17 protein-coding genes are annotated in these 19993 nt (G+C 72.4%); 13 read left to right on the forward strand and 4 right to left on the reverse strand.

The features are described 5' to 3' along the window. Positions 1 to 171 precede the first annotated feature (171 nt). The 4 genes from ACFYW7_RS26385 to ACFYW7_RS26400 are packed head-to-tail and all read right to left on the reverse strand — an operon-like array spanning position 172 to position 4344. Positions 172 to 1203, reverse strand: a complete 1032-nt coding sequence (locus ACFYW7_RS26385) for a LacI family DNA-binding transcriptional regulator (RefSeq protein WP_389506581.1) — start codon at positions 1201 to 1203, stop codon at positions 172 to 174. After that, positions 1200 to 2105 (reverse strand): carbohydrate ABC transporter permease, encoded by a 906-nt coding sequence (locus ACFYW7_RS26390; protein ID WP_389506583.1) that lies wholly within the window; start codon positions 2103 to 2105, stop codon positions 1200 to 1202. The genes ACFYW7_RS26385 and ACFYW7_RS26390 overlap by 4 nt, the downstream gene beginning before the upstream one ends. Continuing rightward, positions 2102 to 3025 (reverse strand): carbohydrate ABC transporter permease, encoded by a 924-nt coding sequence (locus ACFYW7_RS26395; protein ID WP_389506585.1) that lies wholly within the window; start codon positions 3023 to 3025, stop codon positions 2102 to 2104. Before ACFYW7_RS26395 ends, ACFYW7_RS26390 begins: the two co-directional genes overlap by 4 nt. Beyond that, entirely contained in the window at positions 3022 to 4344 is a 1323-nt protein-coding gene (locus ACFYW7_RS26400) for an ABC transporter substrate-binding protein (RefSeq protein WP_389506587.1), read from the reverse strand. Before ACFYW7_RS26400 ends, ACFYW7_RS26395 begins: the two co-directional genes overlap by 4 nt. A 310-nt stretch (positions 4345 to 4654) precedes the next feature. Here ACFYW7_RS26400 and ACFYW7_RS26405 point away from each other — a divergent pair, with 310 nt between their 5' ends. The 13 genes from ACFYW7_RS26405 to ACFYW7_RS26465 all read left to right on the forward strand — a co-directional run bounded on the left by ACFYW7_RS26405 (position 4655) and on the right by ACFYW7_RS26465 (position 19951). Further along, positions 4655 to 6676, forward strand: a complete 2022-nt coding sequence (locus ACFYW7_RS26405) for a beta-galactosidase (protein WP_389506589.1) — start codon at positions 4655 to 4657, stop codon at positions 6674 to 6676. Between the two features lie 921 nt (positions 6677 to 7597). Continuing rightward, the gene (locus ACFYW7_RS26410; protein WP_389506591.1) at positions 7598 to 9160 is read left to right on the forward strand and encodes an arabinogalactan endo-beta-1,4-galactanase; all 1563 of its coding nucleotides are present in this window, start codon (positions 7598 to 7600) and stop codon (positions 9158 to 9160) included. Positions 9161 to 9304: 144 nt separating this feature from the next. Then, complete coding sequence (locus ACFYW7_RS26415; protein WP_389506593.1) at positions 9305 to 9592, forward strand: ArsR/SmtB family transcription factor; 288 nt, start codon at positions 9305 to 9307, stop codon at positions 9590 to 9592. A 22-nt stretch (positions 9593 to 9614) separates the two neighbouring features. Beyond that, positions 9615 to 10598 carry an SMP-30/gluconolactonase/LRE family protein gene (locus ACFYW7_RS26420; protein WP_389506596.1) on the forward strand — a complete coding sequence of 328 codons (984 nt, stop codon included), beginning with the start codon at positions 9615 to 9617 and terminating at the stop codon, positions 10596 to 10598. 407 nt (positions 10599 to 11005) lie between these two features. Beyond that, positions 11006 to 11482 (forward strand): fluoride efflux transporter CrcB, encoded by a 477-nt coding sequence (gene crcB, locus ACFYW7_RS26425; protein WP_389506600.1) that lies wholly within the window; start codon positions 11006 to 11008, stop codon positions 11480 to 11482. Further along, on the forward strand, positions 11479 to 11937 hold the full coding sequence (locus tag ACFYW7_RS26430; RefSeq protein WP_389506602.1) for a DUF190 domain-containing protein: 459 nt from the start codon (positions 11479 to 11481) through the stop codon (positions 11935 to 11937). Before crcB (ACFYW7_RS26425) ends, ACFYW7_RS26430 begins: the two co-directional genes overlap by 4 nt. After that, entirely contained in the window at positions 11934 to 12308 is a 375-nt protein-coding gene (gene crcB / locus ACFYW7_RS26435; protein ID WP_389506604.1) for a fluoride efflux transporter CrcB, read from the forward strand. Before ACFYW7_RS26430 ends, crcB (ACFYW7_RS26435) begins: the two co-directional genes overlap by 4 nt. Positions 12309 to 12392: 84 nt before the next feature. After that, positions 12393 to 13229, forward strand: a complete 837-nt coding sequence (locus tag ACFYW7_RS26440; protein ID WP_389506606.1) for an undecaprenyl-diphosphate phosphatase — start codon at positions 12393 to 12395, stop codon at positions 13227 to 13229. A gap of 201 nt (positions 13230 to 13430) precedes the next feature. Beyond that, positions 13431 to 14108 (forward strand): FadR/GntR family transcriptional regulator, encoded by a 678-nt coding sequence (locus tag ACFYW7_RS26445; protein ID WP_389507225.1) that lies wholly within the window; start codon positions 13431 to 13433, stop codon positions 14106 to 14108. 181 nt (positions 14109 to 14289) lie between these two features. Next, on the forward strand, positions 14290 to 15324 hold the full coding sequence (locus tag ACFYW7_RS26450; protein ID WP_389506608.1) for an asparaginase: 1035 nt from the start codon (positions 14290 to 14292) through the stop codon (positions 15322 to 15324). Positions 15325 to 15769: 445 nt separating this feature from the next. Continuing rightward, positions 15770 to 16720, forward strand: a complete 951-nt coding sequence (locus ACFYW7_RS26455) for a glutaminase (protein WP_389506610.1) — start codon at positions 15770 to 15772, stop codon at positions 16718 to 16720. A 194-nt stretch (positions 16721 to 16914) separates the two neighbouring features. Further along, a complete protein-coding gene (gene mptB, locus ACFYW7_RS26460; RefSeq protein ID WP_389507227.1) occupies positions 16915 to 18321 on the forward strand; it encodes a polyprenol phosphomannose-dependent alpha 1,6 mannosyltransferase MptB in 1407 nt (468 codons plus the stop codon). 124 nt (positions 18322 to 18445) lie between these two features. Continuing rightward, entirely contained in the window at positions 18446 to 19951 is a 1506-nt protein-coding gene (locus tag ACFYW7_RS26465; protein WP_389506612.1) for a glycosyltransferase 87 family protein, read from the forward strand. Positions 19952 to 19993: the final 42 nt, after the last annotated feature.

The raw sequence follows: 19993 nt of genomic DNA on the forward strand, positions 1-19993 counted from the left end.
GTTCCGACGGTGCTCCCACGCTAAGCCGGGGCCGGTGCGGACGGCTTCTCGAATCCTGACCGGTGCGCTCCGCCCGGAGCAGTCCTGCTCCCCCCGAGGCGTCCGGCCCCCGGGGTTCCGCGGGTGGGCGAGGACGTTCCGGAGCGCGCCCGGAGGCTGCCGGCACACGCCTCAGGTGGACTCGCGGCGCACCAGTTCCGTCGGCAGGATCACCGCCGCCGGATCCTCGCCGCCGATCTGGGCGAGAAGCACCCGGACCATCTCGGAACTGATGCGGTCCCACGGCTGGCGGATCGTGGTGAGGGCCGGGGTGGCGGCCGTCGCGGCGGGGGAGTCGTCGAAGCCGCCGACGGAGACGTCCTCGGGGACCCGGCGGCCCGCCTTGCGCAGCGCGGCCAGCACTCCCTGGGCCATCAGGTCGGAGGCGACGAACACGGCGTCCATGTCCGGGGCCCGGTCGAGGAGCAGGGCCGCGCCCTCCTCACCACTGGCGCGGCTGTAGTCGCCCGAGGCGATCAGACGCTCGTCCGCCTCGACGCCCGCCTCTGCGAGCACCTCCCGGTAGCCCGCGAGGCGTTCGACACCGCCCGGGGTGTCCAGCGGTCCGGTGACCATGCCGATCCGGCGCCGCCCGAGGGAGAGCAGGTGCGTGACCATGTCCCGGGCGCCGTCCCGGTCGTCGGCGGCCACGTAACTCACCTTGGACCCGAGGCCGATGGGTTTGCCGCAGGCGACGAGCGGCACCCCCGCCTCGCGCAGTTCCTCGGCGACCGGGTCGCCGGAGTGGCTGGAGACCAGCAGCACCCCGTCGACATGGCCGGCCGTGATGTAGCGCGTGATGCGCCGCCGTTCGTCCTGGGTGCCGGCGAGCATCAGCAGGAGGGGGACGTCGTGCGCGGCGAGGGCCTGGGTGCAGCCGCGCAGCAGGACGTTGAAGTTCGGGTCCTCGAAGAACCGCTCCTGCGGCTCGGTCAGCAGGAAGCCGACCGAGTCGGACCGTCCGGTGATCAGCGAACGGGCGTGCCGGTTCACGACGTAGCCCGTCCTGCGGATGGCGGCGTTGACCGCCTCCTGCGCCGTGGGGCTCACATAGTGCCCGCCGTTGAGCACGCGTGACACGGTGCCGCGTGACACACCGGCCTCGCGGGCCACGTCGTGGATCGTCGGCGGCCTGCGTCGGCCCCCCGTGTTGCTCATGGTCATGACTTTACGGCTCCGGACAGCAGGTCGAGGCTCCAGAAGCGCTGGATGACCAGGAACAGCGCGACCAGCGGGACGATCGCGAGCAGGGCGCCGGTGATGACCAGGGTGTACAGGGCCGGGGTGTTGGAGCCCTGTTCGAGGAGGGTGAACAGGCCGAGCGTGATCGGGAACCTCTCGTCGTCGCTGAGCATGATGTAGGGGAGCAGGAAGTTGTTCCACACGGCGACGAACTGGAACAGGAACACCGTCACCAGCCCGGGCACCATCATGGGCAGGGCGACCCGGGTGAAGATCCGCCACTCACCTGCGCCGTCCATCCGCCCGGCCTCGACCACGTCACCGGGGACGGCGGCGGCCGCGTAGATCCGGGCGAGGTACACGCCGTACGGGGAGAGTACGAGGGGCAGGAGCACGGACGCGTACGAATCCGTCAGGTCCACCTCGGCGAGGAGCAGGTACTGCGGGATCGCGAGGATCACCGGCGGCATCAGCACGCCCGCCAGGAGGACGCTGAAGATGGTCTCGCGGCCCCGGAAACGGTAGATCGCCAGGGCGTAGCCGCTGACGGCCGAGACGGCCGTCGACAGCAGGGCGCCGAGACCCGCGTAGAGGGCGGAGTTGCCCATCCACTTCCAGTAGATGCCGTCGCGGTAGGCGTTGAGGTCCTTGACGTTCTGGGTGAACCCGGTGCCCGGCAGGAAGGTGAACGTGGAGAACAGCTCGCGGCCCGACTTGGTGGCAGCGATCACCACCCAGGCGACGGGCAGCAGACAGTAGAGGGCGCCGAGCAGCAGCGTGAGGGTCGGGACCAGGGCGATCCGGCCGAGCCGGGGCGGTCCCTGGGCGGTGCCGGGGGTCGTGCCCGCGGCCGGCGCGGCCTTGCGGACGGCAAGAGAACTCATCGTGCTTCCTCCTGCTTGGTACGGGAGTTCGCGGCGCGCAGGAATCCGAAGGACAGGACCAGCGTGACCGCGGCGATGATCACGGCCTCGGCGGCGGCCGCGTAGATGTCACCGGTGTTGAACGCGTCCCGGTAGACCTTCATCAGCGGACTCCAGGTCGTGGAGACGGAGTTGGTGAGGGGTTTGAGGGTGGTCGGCTCGCTGAACACCTGGAGCGTGGCGATGATCGAGAAGAAGAAGGTGAGCACCAGGGAGGGCGCCACCATCGGGATCTTGATCCGCAGGGCGGTCTGCAGCGGGGTGGCGCCGTCCAGCTTCGCCGCCTCGCGCACCTCGGCCGGGATCGCCTGGAGCGAGGTGTAGATGACGATCATGTTGAAGCCGGTGCCGCCCCAGACCGCGATGTTCGACAGCGCGAGGTACAGCGGCCCACCGTCCAGCAGATTCGGCTGCGGCATGCCGAGCTTGTCGAGGACGAAGTAGAACGGACTGACGTCGGGGAGGTACAGGAAGCCCCACAGCAGGGCGGCCACGACGCCCGGGATGGCGTACGGCAGGAAGATCGCGAGCCGGGTGAAGGGCGCGAGCCGCACCTTCTCCGCGTCGAGCATCAGCGCGAAGAGCAGCGCGAGGCCGAGCATCACCGGCACCACGATGGCGCCGTAGCCGGCCACGCGCAGCGCGCCGGCGGTCAGTTCGCTGTCGGTCAGCGCGTCGGTGTAGTTCGTGATGCCCGCCCAGACCTCCTTGCGGGCTCCGGCGCCCAGACCGAGGCCCTTGACCTGGACCTTGTGCAGGCTCAGCCAGATCGCGTAGCCGATCGGCAGCGCGAAGAAGAGGACGAAGAGGATCGTCGCGGGGAGGAGGAAACCGTACGGGGCCCCCTTGACCCCGTACGGCTTCCGGCGTGCCTTGGTCACTGAGCGACTCCGAAGCCCTGCTTCTTCAGGTCGGCGACGGTGGCGCCCTGCATGGTCTTCAGGGCGGCGCCGAAGTCCGACTTGTTCTTGGCGGCGGCGCCGAACGCGTCGTTGAAGGACGTGTAGGCGACGTTCACGTTCGGGCCCCACGCGGACGGGGCGGTCGTCTTGGCGATCTCCGAGGCCTTGGTGTAGAAGTCCGGCTGGTTGGAGAAGAAGGCCGGCGGCTGGGCGAACGCGTCACCGGTCTGCGCGCTGGTCGACGCCGGGTAGATGCCGCTCTCCTTCGCCAGCGCGGCCACCGCCCGCGGGTCGGTGTTCAGCCAGGCGGCGAACTTCGCGGCGGCCGCCTTGTGCGGGGAGTCCGTGGTGACGGCGGTCGAGGAACCGCCCCAGCTGCCGGTGACGTTCTCGCCGGCCGACCACTGCGGCAGCGGGGCCATCGCCCACTTGCCCTTGGTCTGCGGGGCCGCCGTGGTCAGGGTGCCGGGCGCCCACACCGCGCTGACCCAGGCGATCTGCTTGCCGGTGTTCAGCGCCTTGTTCCAGGCGGGCTGGTACATCGGCTGGTTGTCGATCGCGCCCTCCTTGACGAGCCCGCCCCAGAAGTCGGCGACCTTCTGGGTGGCCGCGTCGTCGATGCCGACCTTCCACTTGTCGCCGGAGGCGGTCCACCACTTGGCGCCCGCCTGCTGGGCAAGGCCCGCGAACAGGCCGGAGTCGTTGGCCGAGAAGGTGGTCAGCGCCTTGTCCGGCGCCTTCTTCTTCAGCGCGCGGGCCGTCTCGGCGAACTGCTCCCAGGTCGTGGGGACGGTCAGGCCGTACTTCTTGAAGAGGTCGGCGCGGTAGTAGAACATCATCGGGCCGATGTCCTGGGGGATCGCGTAGACCGCGTCCGTACCCAGCGTCGTCTGCTGCCAGACGCCGTCGGCGAACTTGGTCCTCGCCTCCTTCGACTCGGCGGCTATGTCCGCGAGGGCGTCGTTGCTGACCATCGTCGGCAGCGCCTGGTACTCGACCTGGACCAGGTCGGGCGCCTTCTTCGCCTTGTGCGCGGTGAGGATCTTGGTGACCAGCGTGTCGCCGGACGCCTGCTTCTTCACCGTGACGCTGATCTGCTGCTTCTTTCCCGGCCCCTCGTTCCAGAGGTCGACGACCTTGTCCATGCCCGGCGCCCAGGTCCAGAACGTCAGCGACGCGGGTCCGGACTGGGATTCGCTCTTGTCGTCGTCCGACGAGCCGCAGGCGGCGAGCGAGGTGGCGCCGAGGACGACGGCGATGGTGCTGGCCACGAGGCGGCTGTGCTTCGTGATGGGCATGGAACGTTCTCCCCTGACCTGGGCCTCCGCCTGTTGCGGAGGGCTGCCCTGTTCTTGCGCGACTCGCCTCCGGGGCTGCGCCGGTGGGTACCGGGAACATGACCGGGCACCCGGCCCCGCGGGCCTGGCAACGGCCCCCTCCCGGCACCGCCGCGCCCCTTCGGCGGACTCGCGGTGCTTCTGTGAGCGTTCACAGTAGAGAAACATCCCGGACACTTGTCAATGGTTGTTGCTGTGCGGTTATGTTGGGCTCACGCCGCTGGCGTTGTGTGTGCACGTTCCCAAATGATCGATTACATGGGAGAGATACATGCCGGAGACCAACCCCCAGGGCCTCACCGGGCTCGCCTTCGGTGGGGACTACAACCCCGAGCAGTGGCCGGAAAGCGTCTGGCCCGAGGACGTCCGGCTGATGCGCGAGGCCGGAGTCACGATGGTGAGCGTCGGGATCTTCTCCTGGGCGCTGCTCGAACCGGTCGCGGGCACCTACGAGTTCGGCTGGCTCGACCGCCTGCTCGACCTGCTCCACGAGAACGGCATACGCGCCGACCTGGGCACCCCCACCGTGGCGCCGCCCGCCTGGTTCTACCGCGAACACCCCGAAGCGCTCCCCGTGGCCGCCGACGGCACCCGCTACGCCTTCGGTTCACGCGGCGCCATCTGCCACAGCAACGCCGCCTACCGCGCTGCCGCCGCCGCCATCACGACGCGCCTCGCGACCCGGTACGCCGACCACCCCGCGCTCGCCCTGTGGCACGTCCACAACGAGTACGGCGTCCCCGTCTCGGCCTGCTACTGCGACTCCTGCGCCACGCACTTCCGCCGATGGCTGACCGCCGCCTACGGCACGATCGACGAGCTCAACGAGGCCTGGGGGACCGCCTTCTGGGGCCAGCGCTACGCGGACTTCGACCAGGTCGACCCGCCGCGCCTGACCCCGACCGTCGGCAACCCGGCCCAGGCACTGGACTACAAGCGGTTCGCCGACGCGACCATGCGCGAGAACTTCGTGGCCGAACGGGACATCCTGCACCGCCTCGCGCCGGGCGTCCCGGTCACCACCAACTTCATGACGGCCCTCAGCCAGTGCGACTCGGTCGACTACTGGGCCTGGGGCCGCGAGGTCGACCTCGTCACCAACGACCACTATCTGATGACCGACGGCCGCCGTACCCACGTGAACCTCGCGATGGCCGCCGACCTCACCCGCTCGGTCGCGGGCGGCGCGCCCTGGCTGCTCCTCGAACACTCCACCTCGGGCGTCAACTGGCAGCCCCGCAATCCCGCCAAGGCGCCCGGACAGATGGCGCGCAACTCCCTCTCCCACGTGGCGCGCGGCTCCGAGGGGGCCCTGTTCTTCCAGTGGCGGCAGTCCCGGCGCGGCGCCGAGAAGTTCCACTCCTCGATGCTCCCGCACGCCGGCACCGACTCCCGGGTGTGGCGCGAGGTCGTCGAACTCGGCGCGTCCATCGACTCGTTGGCCTCCGTCAAGGGCACCCGAACGGTCGCCGACGTGGCCGTGCTGTGGGACTGGCAGTCCTGGTGGGCGCAGAGTCTCCAGTGGCGTCCGAGCGAGGACCACGACGCCCGCGAGCGCGCCGACGCCTTCTACGAAGCCCTCTACGACCGCCACCTCACGGTCGACTTCGCCCACCCGGAAGCCGACTTGTCGGCCTATCCCCTTGTCGTCGTACCCGCCCTCTACCTGATGACCGAGGCCGCGGGGAACAACCTCAGGGAGTACGTCGACAACGGCGGCACCCTGCTGGTCTCCTACTTCTCCGGCATCGTCGACGAGCACGACGCCGTGCCCGAGGGCCCCCATCCCGGCGCCCTGCGGGACGTACTCGGCCTGACCGTCGAGGAATTCTCCCCGCTGCTCCGCGGCGAGCTGGTCCGGATCACCGGGCCCGACGGCTCCGAACTCACCGGGGACGTCTGGACCGAGTTCGTGGTGCCGCGCGGTGCCGAGACCGTCTGGACCTACGCCGACGGGCTCGCAGCCGGTCACCCGGCGGTCACCCGGCACGCTCTCGGCGCCGGTTCGGCCTGGTACGTGTCGACGCGCCTGGGACCCGAGGGCCTGGACGCCCTGGTCGGCCACGCGGCCGACGACGCCCGCATCGCGCCGCGCGCCGATCTTCCCCGCGATGTCGAAGTGGTGCGCCGCACCGGCGAGTCGGGCACCTACGTCTTCGTCGTCAACCACACCGCGTCGGACGCCAAGGTGCCGCTGGACGCGCACGGGACCGAGCTCCTGACGGGCGAGCGCGCCGCCGGCCGGCTCGCGGTTCCGGGGGGCGCGGTGCGTGTCGTGCGACTCGACGACTGACAGGCCGTGGGCCCGTACGGGGGGCGACCGTGCGGGTCGGCTGTCCGGCTGTCCTGCGCCCGGTGCGAGGGCTCGACCTGGCTGGTCCGGATGGGCCGGGCGCCGGACCAGGGGGCCTTGGCCTGTCTCCCCGGTCGACCGGGCTCTGGAGCAGGGGTTCTGCTTCCGTACCGCGGGTGAGCCGGGGGCTCGGGGAGGGGGCGGAGGGGGATGAGCGCGGCCCAGGCCGACCGGGTGTCCGGGACGCGTGTCCGTCCCGGAGCGGGGCAGGTCGACCGGCCTCCGCCGCGCGGGAGTTGCCGGACCCGGTCCAACCGGTCGCCAGGCCAGGGGGTTTGACCGGTCCCTGCTCGACGGCGGATCAGGCCAAGGGGTTTGACCGGCCCCTGCTCGACGGCGGACCGGATGACCTCCCCGCCGACCGCACCACCCGCCGCCCGGTTCCACCGAACCGGACGGCGGCAGCGAGAGCCGCGGGGGCCGTGACCCGGCAGCGCGGTCCAGGAACACCTTCTCCACCCGCGCGTCGGCGGTGGTCGTCCGAACAGGACGGGCACCGCACGCCCACCGTCCGGGCCGCGGTTCGGCAGCCGCACCCCGCGGTGCGGTCGTCCGAACCCGGGCGGAGCGCCGTTCGACCTTCGTCCGGGGCCGTGACCCCGGCGGAGCGCCGCACGACCACCCGCCGGGGCCGCGACCCCGGCGACCGCGTCCGAGCGATCCGGGGCGACCACCCGGCGATCTCCACCCGGCAGGGCCGCACGGTTCGCCGGGTGCTCTGAACTGCCGTCCGGGTCAAGGGACTCGGCGGCTCCCCGAACTCCCCTCCGCCCGTGCGAGCCATGAAGCCGCGGGCGGAGGGGGTCGCCCCCGGTTCCACCGGGGGCACCTCTCCCCACCACGTCGAAGGGACGACGGACGATGAAGTTCCATCCCAGACGCACACTGAGGGCCCTGCTGCTGCCGCTGGCGGCCGGGCTCGCCCTCACCGCCCTCCCCGCGCAGACCGCGCAGGCGGCGAGCACCCTGACCAACGCCGGGTTCGAGGCCGACGGGGCCGGCGCCGCCGTGCCCAGCGGCTGGTCGGAATCCGGCAGCACCGGCGCCTCGTACGTCGAGGCCGGTGGCCACGGCGGGAGCTACCGCCTCAGCCACTACTCCGCCTCGGCCTACAAGGTGGAGACGTACCAGTACCTCTCCGGGCTGACCAACGGCAACTACAAGCTGACCGCGTGGGTGCGCTCGGGCGGCGGCCAGAACTCCGCCCACCTCGCCCTGAAGAACTGCGGCGGCACCGAGCAGCGCACCGATCTGCCCGTCTCCACCAGCGGATGGATCCACCTGGTCGTGCCCGTCGCCGTCACGAGCGGTCAGTGCACGATCAGTGTCTACTCCGACGCCAAGGCCGGGAACTGGATCAACGTCGACGACCTCACGTTCACGTCCGGGACCACCGGATTGACCGTCAAGGGATCGGACATCTCCTCCCTCGCCAAGAGCGAGGCCTACGGCGGGGTCTACAAGACCGCTTCCGGTACCACCGGTGACGCCCTCGCCATCCTCAAGTCCTCCGGGATGAACTACGCGCGCCTCAAGGTCTGGGTGAATCCGGCCGACGGCTACAACAACAAGGCCCGCGTCCTCGCCATGGCCAAGCGCGTCAAGGCGCAGGGCATGAAACTCCTGGTCGACTTCCACTACTCGGACACCTGGGCCGACCCCGGCAAGCAGACCAAGCCGGCCGCGTGGTCCGGGCATTCCTACAGCCAGTTGAAGACCGACGTCTACAACCACACGTACGACGTGCTCAACGCCCTGAAGGCCCAGGGCACCACGGCCGACATGGCGCAGATCGGCAACGAGATCAACGGCGGCATGCTCTGGTCCGAGGGTTCCACGGACAACTTCGCGCAGCTCGCGGGTCTGCTCAACTCCGGCTACGACGCGGCCAAGGCGGTCAGCTCCTCCACCGTCGTGGCCCTGCACCTCGCCCAGGGCGGAGACCTCACCGGAACCCGCTGGTGGTTCGACACCGCCGTCTCCAACGGCGTGAGGTTCGACGCCATCGGCCTGTCGTACTACGGCTACTGGCACGGCTCGCTCTACGACTTCCAGACCACGCTGGACGACGCGGCCACCCGCTACGGCAAGCCGGTCTTCCTCGCCGAGACGGCCTACCCCTTCCGTCTCGACAGCGACGACGCGCTCGTCAACCAGATCGACACGACCGCCGAACTGGTCACCGGCTACGCCGCCACCACCGCCGGGCAGTCCAACTGGCTGCGGGACGTGATGAACATCGTGGAGGCCGTGCCCAACGGCCGCGGTCTCGGCGTCTTCTACTGGGAGGCCACCTGGACGGCGGTCACCGGCAACGGCTGGGACCCGGCGGACTCCACCTCCGGCAACGGATGGGAGAACCAGGCCCTGTTCGGCTTCGACGACAAGGCGCTTCCGGCCATGTCGTCGTTCGGTCACCGCTGAGCGCGACAGGGCCCGGCCGCCGGTGCGGCCGGGCCCTGTCCGCTTTCGGAGCCGTTCGGCTCCGGCCAGGGTGGTCGAAGGCTGTGCGTGCCGCCCCGGGCTGCGGGACAGTAGCGGGAGACCGCCACGACGGAGGGGGACGCGATGATCAAGGGGCCCGTCAACGGGCAACGGCTGGACATCTTGGAGTGGTTGCGGGACCCCGCGGCGCATTTCCCGCCGAGGCACCGAGGCGACCTCGTCGAGGACGGCGTCAGCCCCGAGGCCCTGGCCGTCAAACTCGGTGTGAGCCGGGCCGTGGCGCGCACCCACCTCGACCTTCTCACCGGGGTCGGTCTGCTGCGGGCCAGGAAGGTCGGGCGACGGACCTACTACCGTCGTGACGAGTTCCGCATCGCGGAGGTCAGTCGCTACTTCGAGAAGGGCTGGTAGATACGTGGTGTCCGGCAGGCGAGTGGGACGTCCGTCCACCACGGCGGCGGCACCGGCGGCCCTCGTGCCCCGGCACGTGGTGCCGCTCGGCGGTCGGGGCCCCGAGGACGTGGTGGCCGACAGCCGCGGCAGGGTGCTGACCGGACTGGAGGACGGCCGCATCGTACGGGTCGAGGGCCTGAGTGACCCCGCCCGCGCCGAGGTCCGCGTCGTCGCCGAGACGGGCGGCCGGCCGCTGGGCCTCGAACCGCTGCCGGACGACGCCCTGTTGGTGTGCGACGCCGAACGCGGACTGCTGCGGATCGGGCTCGACGACGGTGTCGTACGGGTCCTCGCCGACCGGGTCGCCGGTGAGCCCCTGCGTTTCTGCAGCAACGTGGTCGCCCTTTCGGACGGCACGGTGTATTTCACCGTGTCCAGCCGGAGTCACCCCCTGGCGCAGTGGATCGGAGACCTGGTCGAGCACACCGGCACCGGCCGCCTGCTGCGCCTCGCGCCGGGCGAGACGGAACCCGAAGTGCTGCTGGAGGGACTGCAGTTCGCCAACGGCCTGGTCCCCTCGGCCGACGAGTCCTTCCTCGTCGTCGCGGAGACCGGGGCGTTCCGCCTCACCCGTTACTGGCTCACCGGGCCACGGGCGGGACAGGCGGAGACCTTCCTCGACGACCTCCCGGGCCAGCCGGACAACCTCTGGCGCGCCCCGGGCGGACCGATCCGGGTGGCCCTGGCCGGACCTCGCGTCGCCGCCCTGGAACTCCTGCACCGCCGTGGCCCGACCGTCCGCCGTGCCGCGGCCCGGATCGCCGTGCGCGCCCCCTTCCGCCCGCCGGGCACGGTGGGCGCCCTCGCGGTCGACGACGAGGGCCGGGTCCTGCACCACCTGGAAGGCCGCCGTGCGCGGTTCCGCATGGTCACCAGCGTCTGTGAGGCCGAGGGCCGGCTGATCCTGGGCAGCATCTGGGAGCGGGGCCTCGCGGTCTGCGATCTGCCCGGCGAGCCCCACTGAGCGTCGCGCCAGGGCCTGTGGCCGCCCTTCCCGTCGCCGCCCGGTAGGCGGTCCCGCGGTGTCATGCGCGTGCTCCCGGCGTGCCCGGATGTACCCGGCTCCGGTCCCGGTGCCGATCTGCTCGGTCCGGCCCCGGTGCGGTGAGCGTGCGCGCGAGGCGTCGCGGGGCGGTGGTGGGGTGGGGGAGGGGGAAGGAAGGAACGCCGCGACACGGCCTGGGCCCGCCGCCGTACCGCCCGCGCGTGCGGGGCCGACAGCCCCGGCGTTACGCTGTTCACCGGCCGCGATCTTGGGTCGTGGCGCGGCGGTGGGGCCCGCCGTATCCGAACCGCGGCGCGGACGCCGCCCACGGTCCCTGCTTGTGAGGCGGTGCGCCCGCACGGCCCGGCGAGTAGGAGCCCAGGTACATGACAGTCCCGCATCCCGAGAGCGTCGACGCCTCCGGAACTCCCGTGCGCCCGCCCGCGCGCGGCGCGTCCCCCTGGCACGGTCAGGGCCCGGTCGTCGCGATGGTCTCCCTCGGCGGCGCCCTCGGCGCCACGGCCCGCTACGGAGCGGGGCGGGTCTGGCCCACGGAGGCGGGCGCCTTCCCCTGGACCACGTTCGCGATCAACGGCGTGGGCTGTGCCGTGATCGGTGTCTTCATGGTCCTGATCACCGACGCGTGGGCGGCGCACCGGCTGGTGCGTCCGTTCTTCGGCACCGGGGTCCTCGGCGGGTTCACCACCTTCTCGACCTACGCCGTCGACGTACGGACCCTCGTCGGCGCGGGCCACCCGGCCACGGCCCTCGGCTACCTCGTCGCGACCCCGTGCACGGCACTCGCGGCGGTGTGGCTCGGGGCGGGCGCGACCCGTCGAGCCCTGGCGCGGAGGCGGCGATGACGAGACTGACGGGCGGCGCCCTGCGGGTGACGGTCTTCATCGGCGAGAACGACACCTGGCACCGCAAACCGCTCTACGCGGAGATCGTGCACCGCGCGCACGCGGCGGGCCTCGCGGGCGCCAGCGTCTTCAGGGGCATCGAGGGTTTCGGTGCCTCCTCCCTCATCCACACCTCGCGGCTGCTCTCCCTGAGCGAGGACCTCCCGGTGGCCGTGATCATCGTGGACACCGAGGAGCGCGTACGGGCCTTCCTGCCGCGGCTCGACGAGCTCGTCACCGAGGGGCTGGTGATCCTCGACCACTGCGAGGTCGTCCGCTACGCGGGGCGGGGCGGAGTCTTCGAGGGCACCTCCGGCGCCGACGGTCGAGACGCGCCGGGAAAGGCCGAAGGGCGAGAGGCGTCCGGGAAGGCCGACGGTCGAGAAGAGCCCGGGAAGAGTGAGAAGTCGTTGTGAATTGGCTGCTGGTGATCGTCGGTGCCGCGGTCGGGGCGCCCCTGCGCTACCTGACCGACCGCGTGGTGCAGCTCCGGCACGACACGGTCTTCCCCCTGGGCACCCTCGTGGTCAATGTGACGGGGTGCCTGGTCCTCGGTCTGCTGACCGGCGCGGCATCGGCCGGTGACGCCTCCGGGCAGCTGCGGCTGCTGCTCGGGACCGGTCTGTGCGGGGCGTTGACCACGTACTCGACGTTCTCCTACGAGACCCTGCGGCTGACCGAGACCGGTGCTGGGCTCTACGCTGCCGCCAACGTGATCGTGAGCGTGACGGCGGGCCTGGGCGCGGCGTTCGCGGGGGTCTCGATCGCGCAAGCTTTGTGGACGTAGGTGCCGGGCGGTGCCACACGTGGGTGACACTGTCTCCTGCACCGTCTACAGCACTGTCGACCAACTTCCTCAGAACTGGATCCCATGAGCGTCATCAGCGTCGGTCAGGCCGTCGTCCTCGGAGCCGTCGAGGGGGTGACCGAATTCCTCCCCGTCTCGTCGACGGGCCACCTCAAGATCACCGAGGGGCTGATGGGCATCCCCGTCGACGACAACGCCGTCGTCGGCTTCTCCGCGGTCATCCAGGTCGGCGCGATCGCCGCCGTTCTCGTGTACTTCTTCAAGGACATCGTGCGCATCGTCACCGCCTGGGGGCGTGGGCTGCGCGACAAGAACGAGCGGCACAGCCACGACTACAAGTTCGGCTGGTGGGTCATCTACGCGACGATCCCGATCGTCGTCGTGGGTCTCGCGGCCAAGCCGCTCATCGAGGGTCCGCTCGCCTCCCTGTGGGTGGTCGCGGGTTCGCTGATCGCCGGCAGCGGCGTGATGTGGGCGGCCGACCAGATGGGCCGCCACAAGCGCGGTGAGGACGACACCTCGTTCAAGGACGCGATGCTGGTCGGCAGCTCCCAGATCCTCGCCCTGCTCTTCCCGGGCTTCTCGCGCTCCGGCGCCACGATGTCGACGGGACTCATCCTCGACCTGGACCGCGTCGCCGCCACCCGGCTCTCCTTCTTCCTCGGTATCCCGGCCCTGACCGGCGCCGGCCTGTACGAGCTGAAGGACGCCCTCGGCACGGGTGTGGGTGCCGCACCGCTGATCGCCGGCACCCTCGTGTCGTTCGTGGTCGCGTACGGCTCGATCGCCTGGCTGCTGAAGTTCGTCGCCAAGCACTCCTTCAACGCCTTCGTGATCTACCGGATCGTGATCGGCGTGCTGCTCTTCGGGCTGCTGGGCTCGGGAGTCCTCGACAGCTGAGACCCGCCCGGTGGCCGGCGTGAGCCGGCCCGGGGACGTGAACGAACCGCTCCCAGGGGCGCGAAGCCGGTTCCCGGCCTTCGCGCCCCTCGGTGCTTCCCGGGGCTCCGCTTGACATCCCCCCGGGGCACCCGGAGGATCGCATCCGTGAACCTGTCAGACAGCCAGACAGGTGGGACGGTACCGCGGCGGGTCAGCGCCATGGAAGCGGTGCTCACCCACCTCCGCGACGCCATCGAGCGCGGCGACCACGCCGTCGGCGACAGACTCCCCTCCGAGGCGGAGCTCTGCCGCCGGCTCGAGGTCAGCCGCCCCGTGCTGCGCGAGGCGCTGCGGGCCCTCCAGGTGATGGGCCTGACCGTGTCCCGCACCGGCAAGGGCACCTTCGTGGTCGCCGACGCGGTCCAGGACCCCACCTTCGGCGACTACGCCGCCGCGGACCTGCTCGAAGTCAGGCGCCACGTCGAGATCCCCGTCGCCGGCTACGCGGCGCTGCGCCGCACCCCGGAGAACCTCGACCACCTCGTCCACCTGCTCGACCGGATGGAACGGGAGACCGACACCACGGCCTGGGTGGCCATGGACACGGTCTTCCACATCGCCGTCGCCGAGGCCTCCCAGAACCCCGTCTTCCGCCGCGTCATCGAGGAGATCCGGGACGCGCTGGCCCGGCAGTCGGCCTTCCTGAACGAACTCGGCGGCCGTCGCGGGCAGTCGAACCGCGAACACCGGGCCATCGTCGAAGCGCTGGCCGCCGGCGGTGAACAGGACGCGGTCCGGGCCATGACCCATCACCTCGACCGCGTGGAAACCGCCCTCACCTCCATCGTGCGCCCCGAGCGCACGGACACCCTCATGAAAGGCGGACCCGAGGCGTGAGCGCGTACTCCCCGCGACAGGACATTCCGCGGGCGTCCCGGACGCCCGCGCCGCTCGGCGCCCGCCGGACCACCGGGCCGCGCCGCGCGCCGCTCGCAGCCGGGCCGCTCGTCGCGGTGCCGACCGCGAGCCGGTACGGGACGTGCCGTCCGGACGCGTCCATACAGGCGGGGGCAGCCGCGTGAACCCGGTCCTGACGTACGTCGGTCCGCTCGCCGTCGAGGCCCCCGTGATCCGCGAACCGCTGCACGCGCCCGTCGCCCACCTCGTACGCGGCGGTGTGATCGAGGGCATCCACTACGGGTCGGTCGTCGTCCTGGCGGCCGACGGATCCGTGGAGCTCCAGATCGGCGACATCGAGGCCGCCTTCTACCCGCGCTCGGCGCTCAAGCCCCTGCAGGCCGTCGCGATGCTGCGCGCCGGACTCCCGCTGGACGGCGAACTGCTCGCGCTCGCCGCGGCCAGCCACTCGGGCGAGGAGCGGCACCTCGCGGGCACCCGGCGCATCCTTGAGGTCGCGGGGCTCCCCGAGGAGCGGCTGCGCAACATCCCCGACCTGCCCTTCGACCCGGTCGTCCGGGAGACCTGGGTGCGCGACGGCCGACCGCCCTCCCGCCTCGCCCAGAACTGCTCGGGCAAGCACGCGGCCATGCTGTACACCGCCCGCCTCAACGGCTGGTCGCTCGACGACTACCTCGACCCGGCCCACCCGCTCCAGCGGGCCGTCGCCGCGACCGTCGAGGAACTCACCGGACAGGCCGTCGCCCAGGTCACCGTCGACGGCTGCGGCGCACCGCTCTTCTCCGTCTCGCTGCACGGCCTGGCCCGCGCCCTCGCGTGGATCGCGACCGCCGCGCCGGGCACCCCCGAGGCCCGGGTGGCCGACGCGATGCGCGAGCACGCCGAGATGGCCTCCGGGTCCGGACGCGACGTCTCCGCGCTGATGCGGGCCGTCCCCGGACTGCTCGCCAAGGACGGCTTCGAGGGCGTGCAGGTCGCGGCGCTGCCGGACGGCCGTGCCGTCGCCGTGAAGATCGCCGACGGCGCCGACCGGGCACGTGTCCCGGTGGCCGCCGCCGCCCTCGCGCGGGCCGGCGTCGACCCCGCCGCCCTCGCAGAGTTCGCGGGCGCGCCGCTCCTCGGGGGCGGCGCGGTGGTCGGCCATGTCCGCCCCACCCGCTCCCTCGACCCGCTCGCCCGGCCCCGCGCGGCCTGACCACCTCGGCCGCCGGCCCATCCGTCTACCGGCGTCGCGACGCACGACGGGGGCCGCCGACCGGCGTCGGGGCGGCTGCCGTGGTGCGGTGACGGGTGAACCCGTGCTCCGGCGGGCCGCGGCAGCGAGCGGGCCGGAGGCGCGACGTGCTGCGCGGCGTGGTGGCCCGCCGACCGGCGCACTCGGGGTCCGACGGGCGGCGGTGACCCGCCCAGTGGTGACGAGTCCGGCGGTGACCTGTCCGCCGGTGACCCGGTCGAGCTCGCCGGTCGGGCGGCCGTGGAGCCGGCCGACCCACGGCCGGTCGTGGAATGGCTTAACCGGTGCTGGAGGGGCCCCTGTTGGGGTTCGAGCCGTTCGGCGGAGCGCGGGGGCCGAGCCGGAGCGGGCGAGTTCGTGGGGACCGTCCCGAACCGATGAGCGGCGTGACCGGGCGGGCGGCACAATGGCGATCATGCCCGCGCCCTCGTCGTACCCGTCCTCCCTCACCTTCCAGCCGATCCTGGAGCGCATCGCCACAGAGATCGCGCAGACGCCGGGACGAGGGCGGCCCGCCGACTACATCCCGGCGCTGGCCGCCTGCGACCCCCGCCGCTTCGGCATGGCCGTCGCGGAGCTCGACGGCACGGTGTACGGGGTGGGCGACTGGCGCCGGCCGTTCTCCACGCAGTCCATCACCAAGGTGTTCACCCTCGCCCTCGACCTGGCCCGCGAGGGCGACGCGCTGTGGGAGCACGTGGGGCGGGAGCCCTCCGGCAACCCGTTCAACTCCCTGGTCCAGCTGGAGTACGAGAACGGCATCCCGCGCAACCCGTTCATCAACGCCGGAGCCCTCGTCGTCACCGACCGGCTCCAGACCCGTACCGGGGACGCGGCCGGCACCCTGCTGGAGTTCCTGCGCGCCGAGAGCGGCAACGCGCTGCTCGACTTCGACCGGGACATCGCCGCCTCCGAGACCGCGAACGGCGACCGCAACGCGGCACTCGCCCACTTCATGGCGTCGTACGGCAACATCGACAACCCGGTGCCGGCCCTGCTCGACCAGTACTTCCTGCAGTGCTCGATCGCCGCGTCCTGCGCCGATCTCGCCCTCGCCACCGGATTCCTGGCCCGGCACGGCATCCGCGCCGACGGCGGCCGGCTGCTCAGCAGGAGCCAGGCCAAGCAGGTCAACGCGATCATGCTGACGTGCGGGACGTACGACGCGGCCGGCGACTTCGCCTACCGGGTAGGGCTTCCGGGCAAGAGCGGGGTGGGCGGCGGCATCATCGCCGTGGTGCCGGGCCGCTGCACGCTGTGCGTCTGGAGCCCGGGACTCGACGACCGAGGCAACTCGGTGGCGGGCGTGGCGGCCCTGGACCGCTTCACGACCCTGACCGGGGTGTCCGTCTTCTAGCCTCCGGCCGCCGCCCCGCGCGATGCCGTCCCGTGCCGACCGGTGGCCGCCGTCCCGCGCCGGCCGCCGTCCCGCGCTCCCGAGAGAGCGCGGCCTCGTGCCCACCCCACGGAGGTCATACGCCGGACCCCGTCAGGAGAGCACCACGTCGCCTTCCGGCCACCAGGCGTTGACACGCTTGCGGAATGTCGGCCATGGTCCTCCCCGTCGATCTCCGCCGCTGCCAGGCCCTGGGCCTGGCCGGTACCGCCTTCCTCGCACTCGGCGGCGAGACCGCGGGTGCCCTGCCCGTGCGCGAGTTCCCCGCCCCCGGGTCGGGGCGTGCCGTGCTGGGCCTGGTCGGCGTCTACTTCGGCGTCGTCCTGCTGATCGCCGCCTGGATGCTGCTGGGAAAGGTCGTCCGCGGGCCCGAACCGCCGACCCCGCGTTCCCTGTTGCTCGTCCTGGCCGTGTGGGCGGCGCCGCTGCTGCTCGCGCCGCCGCTGTTCAGCCGGGACGTCTACAGCTATCTCGCGCAGGGCGCCATGGTCGACGCCCACATCGACGTGTACGCGTACGGACCCGCGCGGCTCGGCGGTCCGCTCGCCGAGGAGGTGGCGCCCGTCTGGCAGCAGACGACGACCCCGTACGGTCCGGTCTTCCTCGCCGTCGCCCGCGGCCTGTCGGCGCTGACCCGCGGCGAGATACCGGCCGGACTCCTCGGCATGCGCCTGGTCGCCCTGCTCGGCGTCGGCCTGATGGCGGCGGCCCTGCCCCGCCTCGCCCGGCACAGCGGCGCCGACCCGGCCGCCGCGCTGTGGCTCGGCGCGCTCAACCCCCTCGTCCTGCTGCACCTGGTGGCCGGCGCGCACAACGACGCCATCATGCTCGGTCTCCTCGGTGTCGGACTGGTGGCCGCGCGCGGCCGGTGGCACCTCCTCGGCGTCGTCCTGATCACCCTCGCCGCGCTGGTCAAGGCGCCCGCCGCGCTCGGCCTGCCGGCGGTCGTCGTGCTGCGGGCGAGTGGGCGCGGACGCCGGGGGGCGGCACGGGCGACGGCGACCACCCTGGCGGTCACGGCCGCGACGACGGTCGCCGTGACGACGGTGGCCGGTACGGGGTACGGCTGGACAGCCGCCCTGCGGACACCCGTCTCGCCGCACAACTGGTCGCCCACCAGCGTCCTGGGCCGGGCCACCGGCGCCCTGCTCCAGAGGCTCGGCAGCGGGCTCGCGCCGCTGGCCGTGCCCGTTTGGCACGCGGCCGGACTCCTGGCGACCGTGGGCCTGCTGCTGTTCATATGGCTGCGACTGCGACCGCACCCCGTCTACGCGCTCGGTCTGAGTCTGGCCGCGGTGGCGGTGTTCGGTCCGGCCGTCCGGCCCTGGTACGCGCTGTGGGGTCTGTTCCTCATCGCGGCGGCCGCCCCCACCGGTTCGACGCGGAGCAGGGTGGCCGCGGTGAGCGCGGTGCTCGCGCTCGCGGTGCTGCCGAGCGGGGCACCGGCGGGCGTCGACCAGGTGGTCCTAGCCGTCTCCGGGTGCGTGCTGGCCCTCGTGGTGCTCTGGCAGGCCCACCAGGCGGCGCAGCCGAACACGCCGGTCCTGGAGCGGACGGCGTGACAGGAGACCCGGTTCAGCCGACGGGTCCGAGCGGGTCGAGGGGACGACGGAAGTGAAGATGCCTGGCGGCGCACGGGGTCCGAGCGGTGCAACGCCGAGCGGTACGAGGAGTCCCGGCGGCACGGTGGCGGTGCTCGGCACCGACAGGCGCCGCCTGGTCCTCGTCCTCGGACTGGCCGTCGCCGTCGCCGCCTTCACGGCCACCGTGCCGCTGCTGCGCGGCTGGTTCGACCTGCGCGTGTACTACGGCACGGTCGACACCTGGGTCCATCACGGCGGCCGGATCTACGACTACCGGGTGCCGGGGACGACGTACGGCTTCACCTATCCGCCGTTCGCGGCCCTCGGGATGCTGCCGATGGCCCTGGTCGGGCTGAACACGGCGATCGCCCTGGGACTGCTGCTCAACCTCGCCGCGCTGGCCTCCGTCGTGACGATCCTGGTCGGGCCCGCGCTGCGCCGCTACGGCTGGTTCGGGTTCGCCCTGACGGCCTGTCTGCTGGCCCTGTTCGAACCGGTCCGTGACACCTTCAGTTTCGGCCAGGTCAATCTGGTACTGCTCGCCCTCGTCCTGGGCGACGCCTGGCTGCTGGCCGGCGGGCGGGGACGCTGGGCGGGTGCCGGGATCGGCCTCGCGGCGGCGATCAAGCTCACTCCGGCGCTCTTCATCGTGCTTCTGCTGCTCGGCCGTCGTCGGCGTGCCGCCGGTGTCGCGACGGCCGTCGCCGTCCTGGCCACCGCCCTGGCCGCCTGGGTGGCGCCGGACGCCTCGCGCTTCTACTGGACCGACGCGTTGTGGGACACGGACCGTGTCGGGCGCCTGGCCTACGTCTCCAACCAGTCGCTGCAGGGGGTGCTGGCCCGGCTCGTGGCTCCCGAGGATCCGAGCCGGGCCCTGTGGGCGACGGCCGCCCTGCTGGTCCTGTGCGTCTGGGCGCGGCGGAGCTCACGGGCCCTGGCCGACGAGGACTGGACCGCCGCTTTCGCCCTCACCGGGCTCGCGTCCTGTCTCGTCTCCCCGGTCACCTGGGTGCACCACCTCGTGTGGCTGCTGCCGTCCTTCGCCGTGCTGCTGCGTCGGCGCCGGCCGCGGGTCGCGGCGGCGCTGTACGGGGTGCTGTGCAGCAGCGTGGTGTGGCTGTGGTTCGACGACGCGTCGGGTCTCGACGGGTTCCTCGGCGGCAACGCCTACACGTGGATCACGCTCGGGCTGCTGCTCCGGCTGCCCGCCGGTCAGCGACGTGAGGCCTTCCCCGCCATGAGACGCAGGGCGAGGGCGACCCCGGCGGCGCCCAGGGCGGCGGCCCCCGCGATGCCGGCCACGGCGGACCAGTCGAGGCCGTCGCCGTCCGGCGGCGCGTCGGCGGCGGGCCGAGGGGTGGCGGCCGCCCGTGCCGCGGGCCCGGGCCGTGCGGCCGGACCGGCCGGGGCGGGCGGGGCCGAGGACGCGGGCGCGGGCGAGGAGGCGGCCGGGGCCGAGGGGCCGGGCGTCGGGGCGGAGGGGCCGGCCGCGGGAACGGCACGGGTGTCGAGCAGTGTTCCCACGGGTTCGACCCGGCCGGCGGCCTCGAAGCCCCAGTCGAGCAGTGAGCGCGCCTCCTCGTACACGGTGAGCCCGCCGCCCGCCTGAGGGTTCATCACCGTGACGACCAGGGTGCGCCCGCCGCGGCGC

Source organism: Streptomyces sp. NPDC002580 (genome assembly GCF_042889485.1).
In the GTDB taxonomy this organism is placed as follows: domain Bacteria; phylum Actinomycetota; class Actinomycetes; order Streptomycetales; family Streptomycetaceae; genus Streptomyces.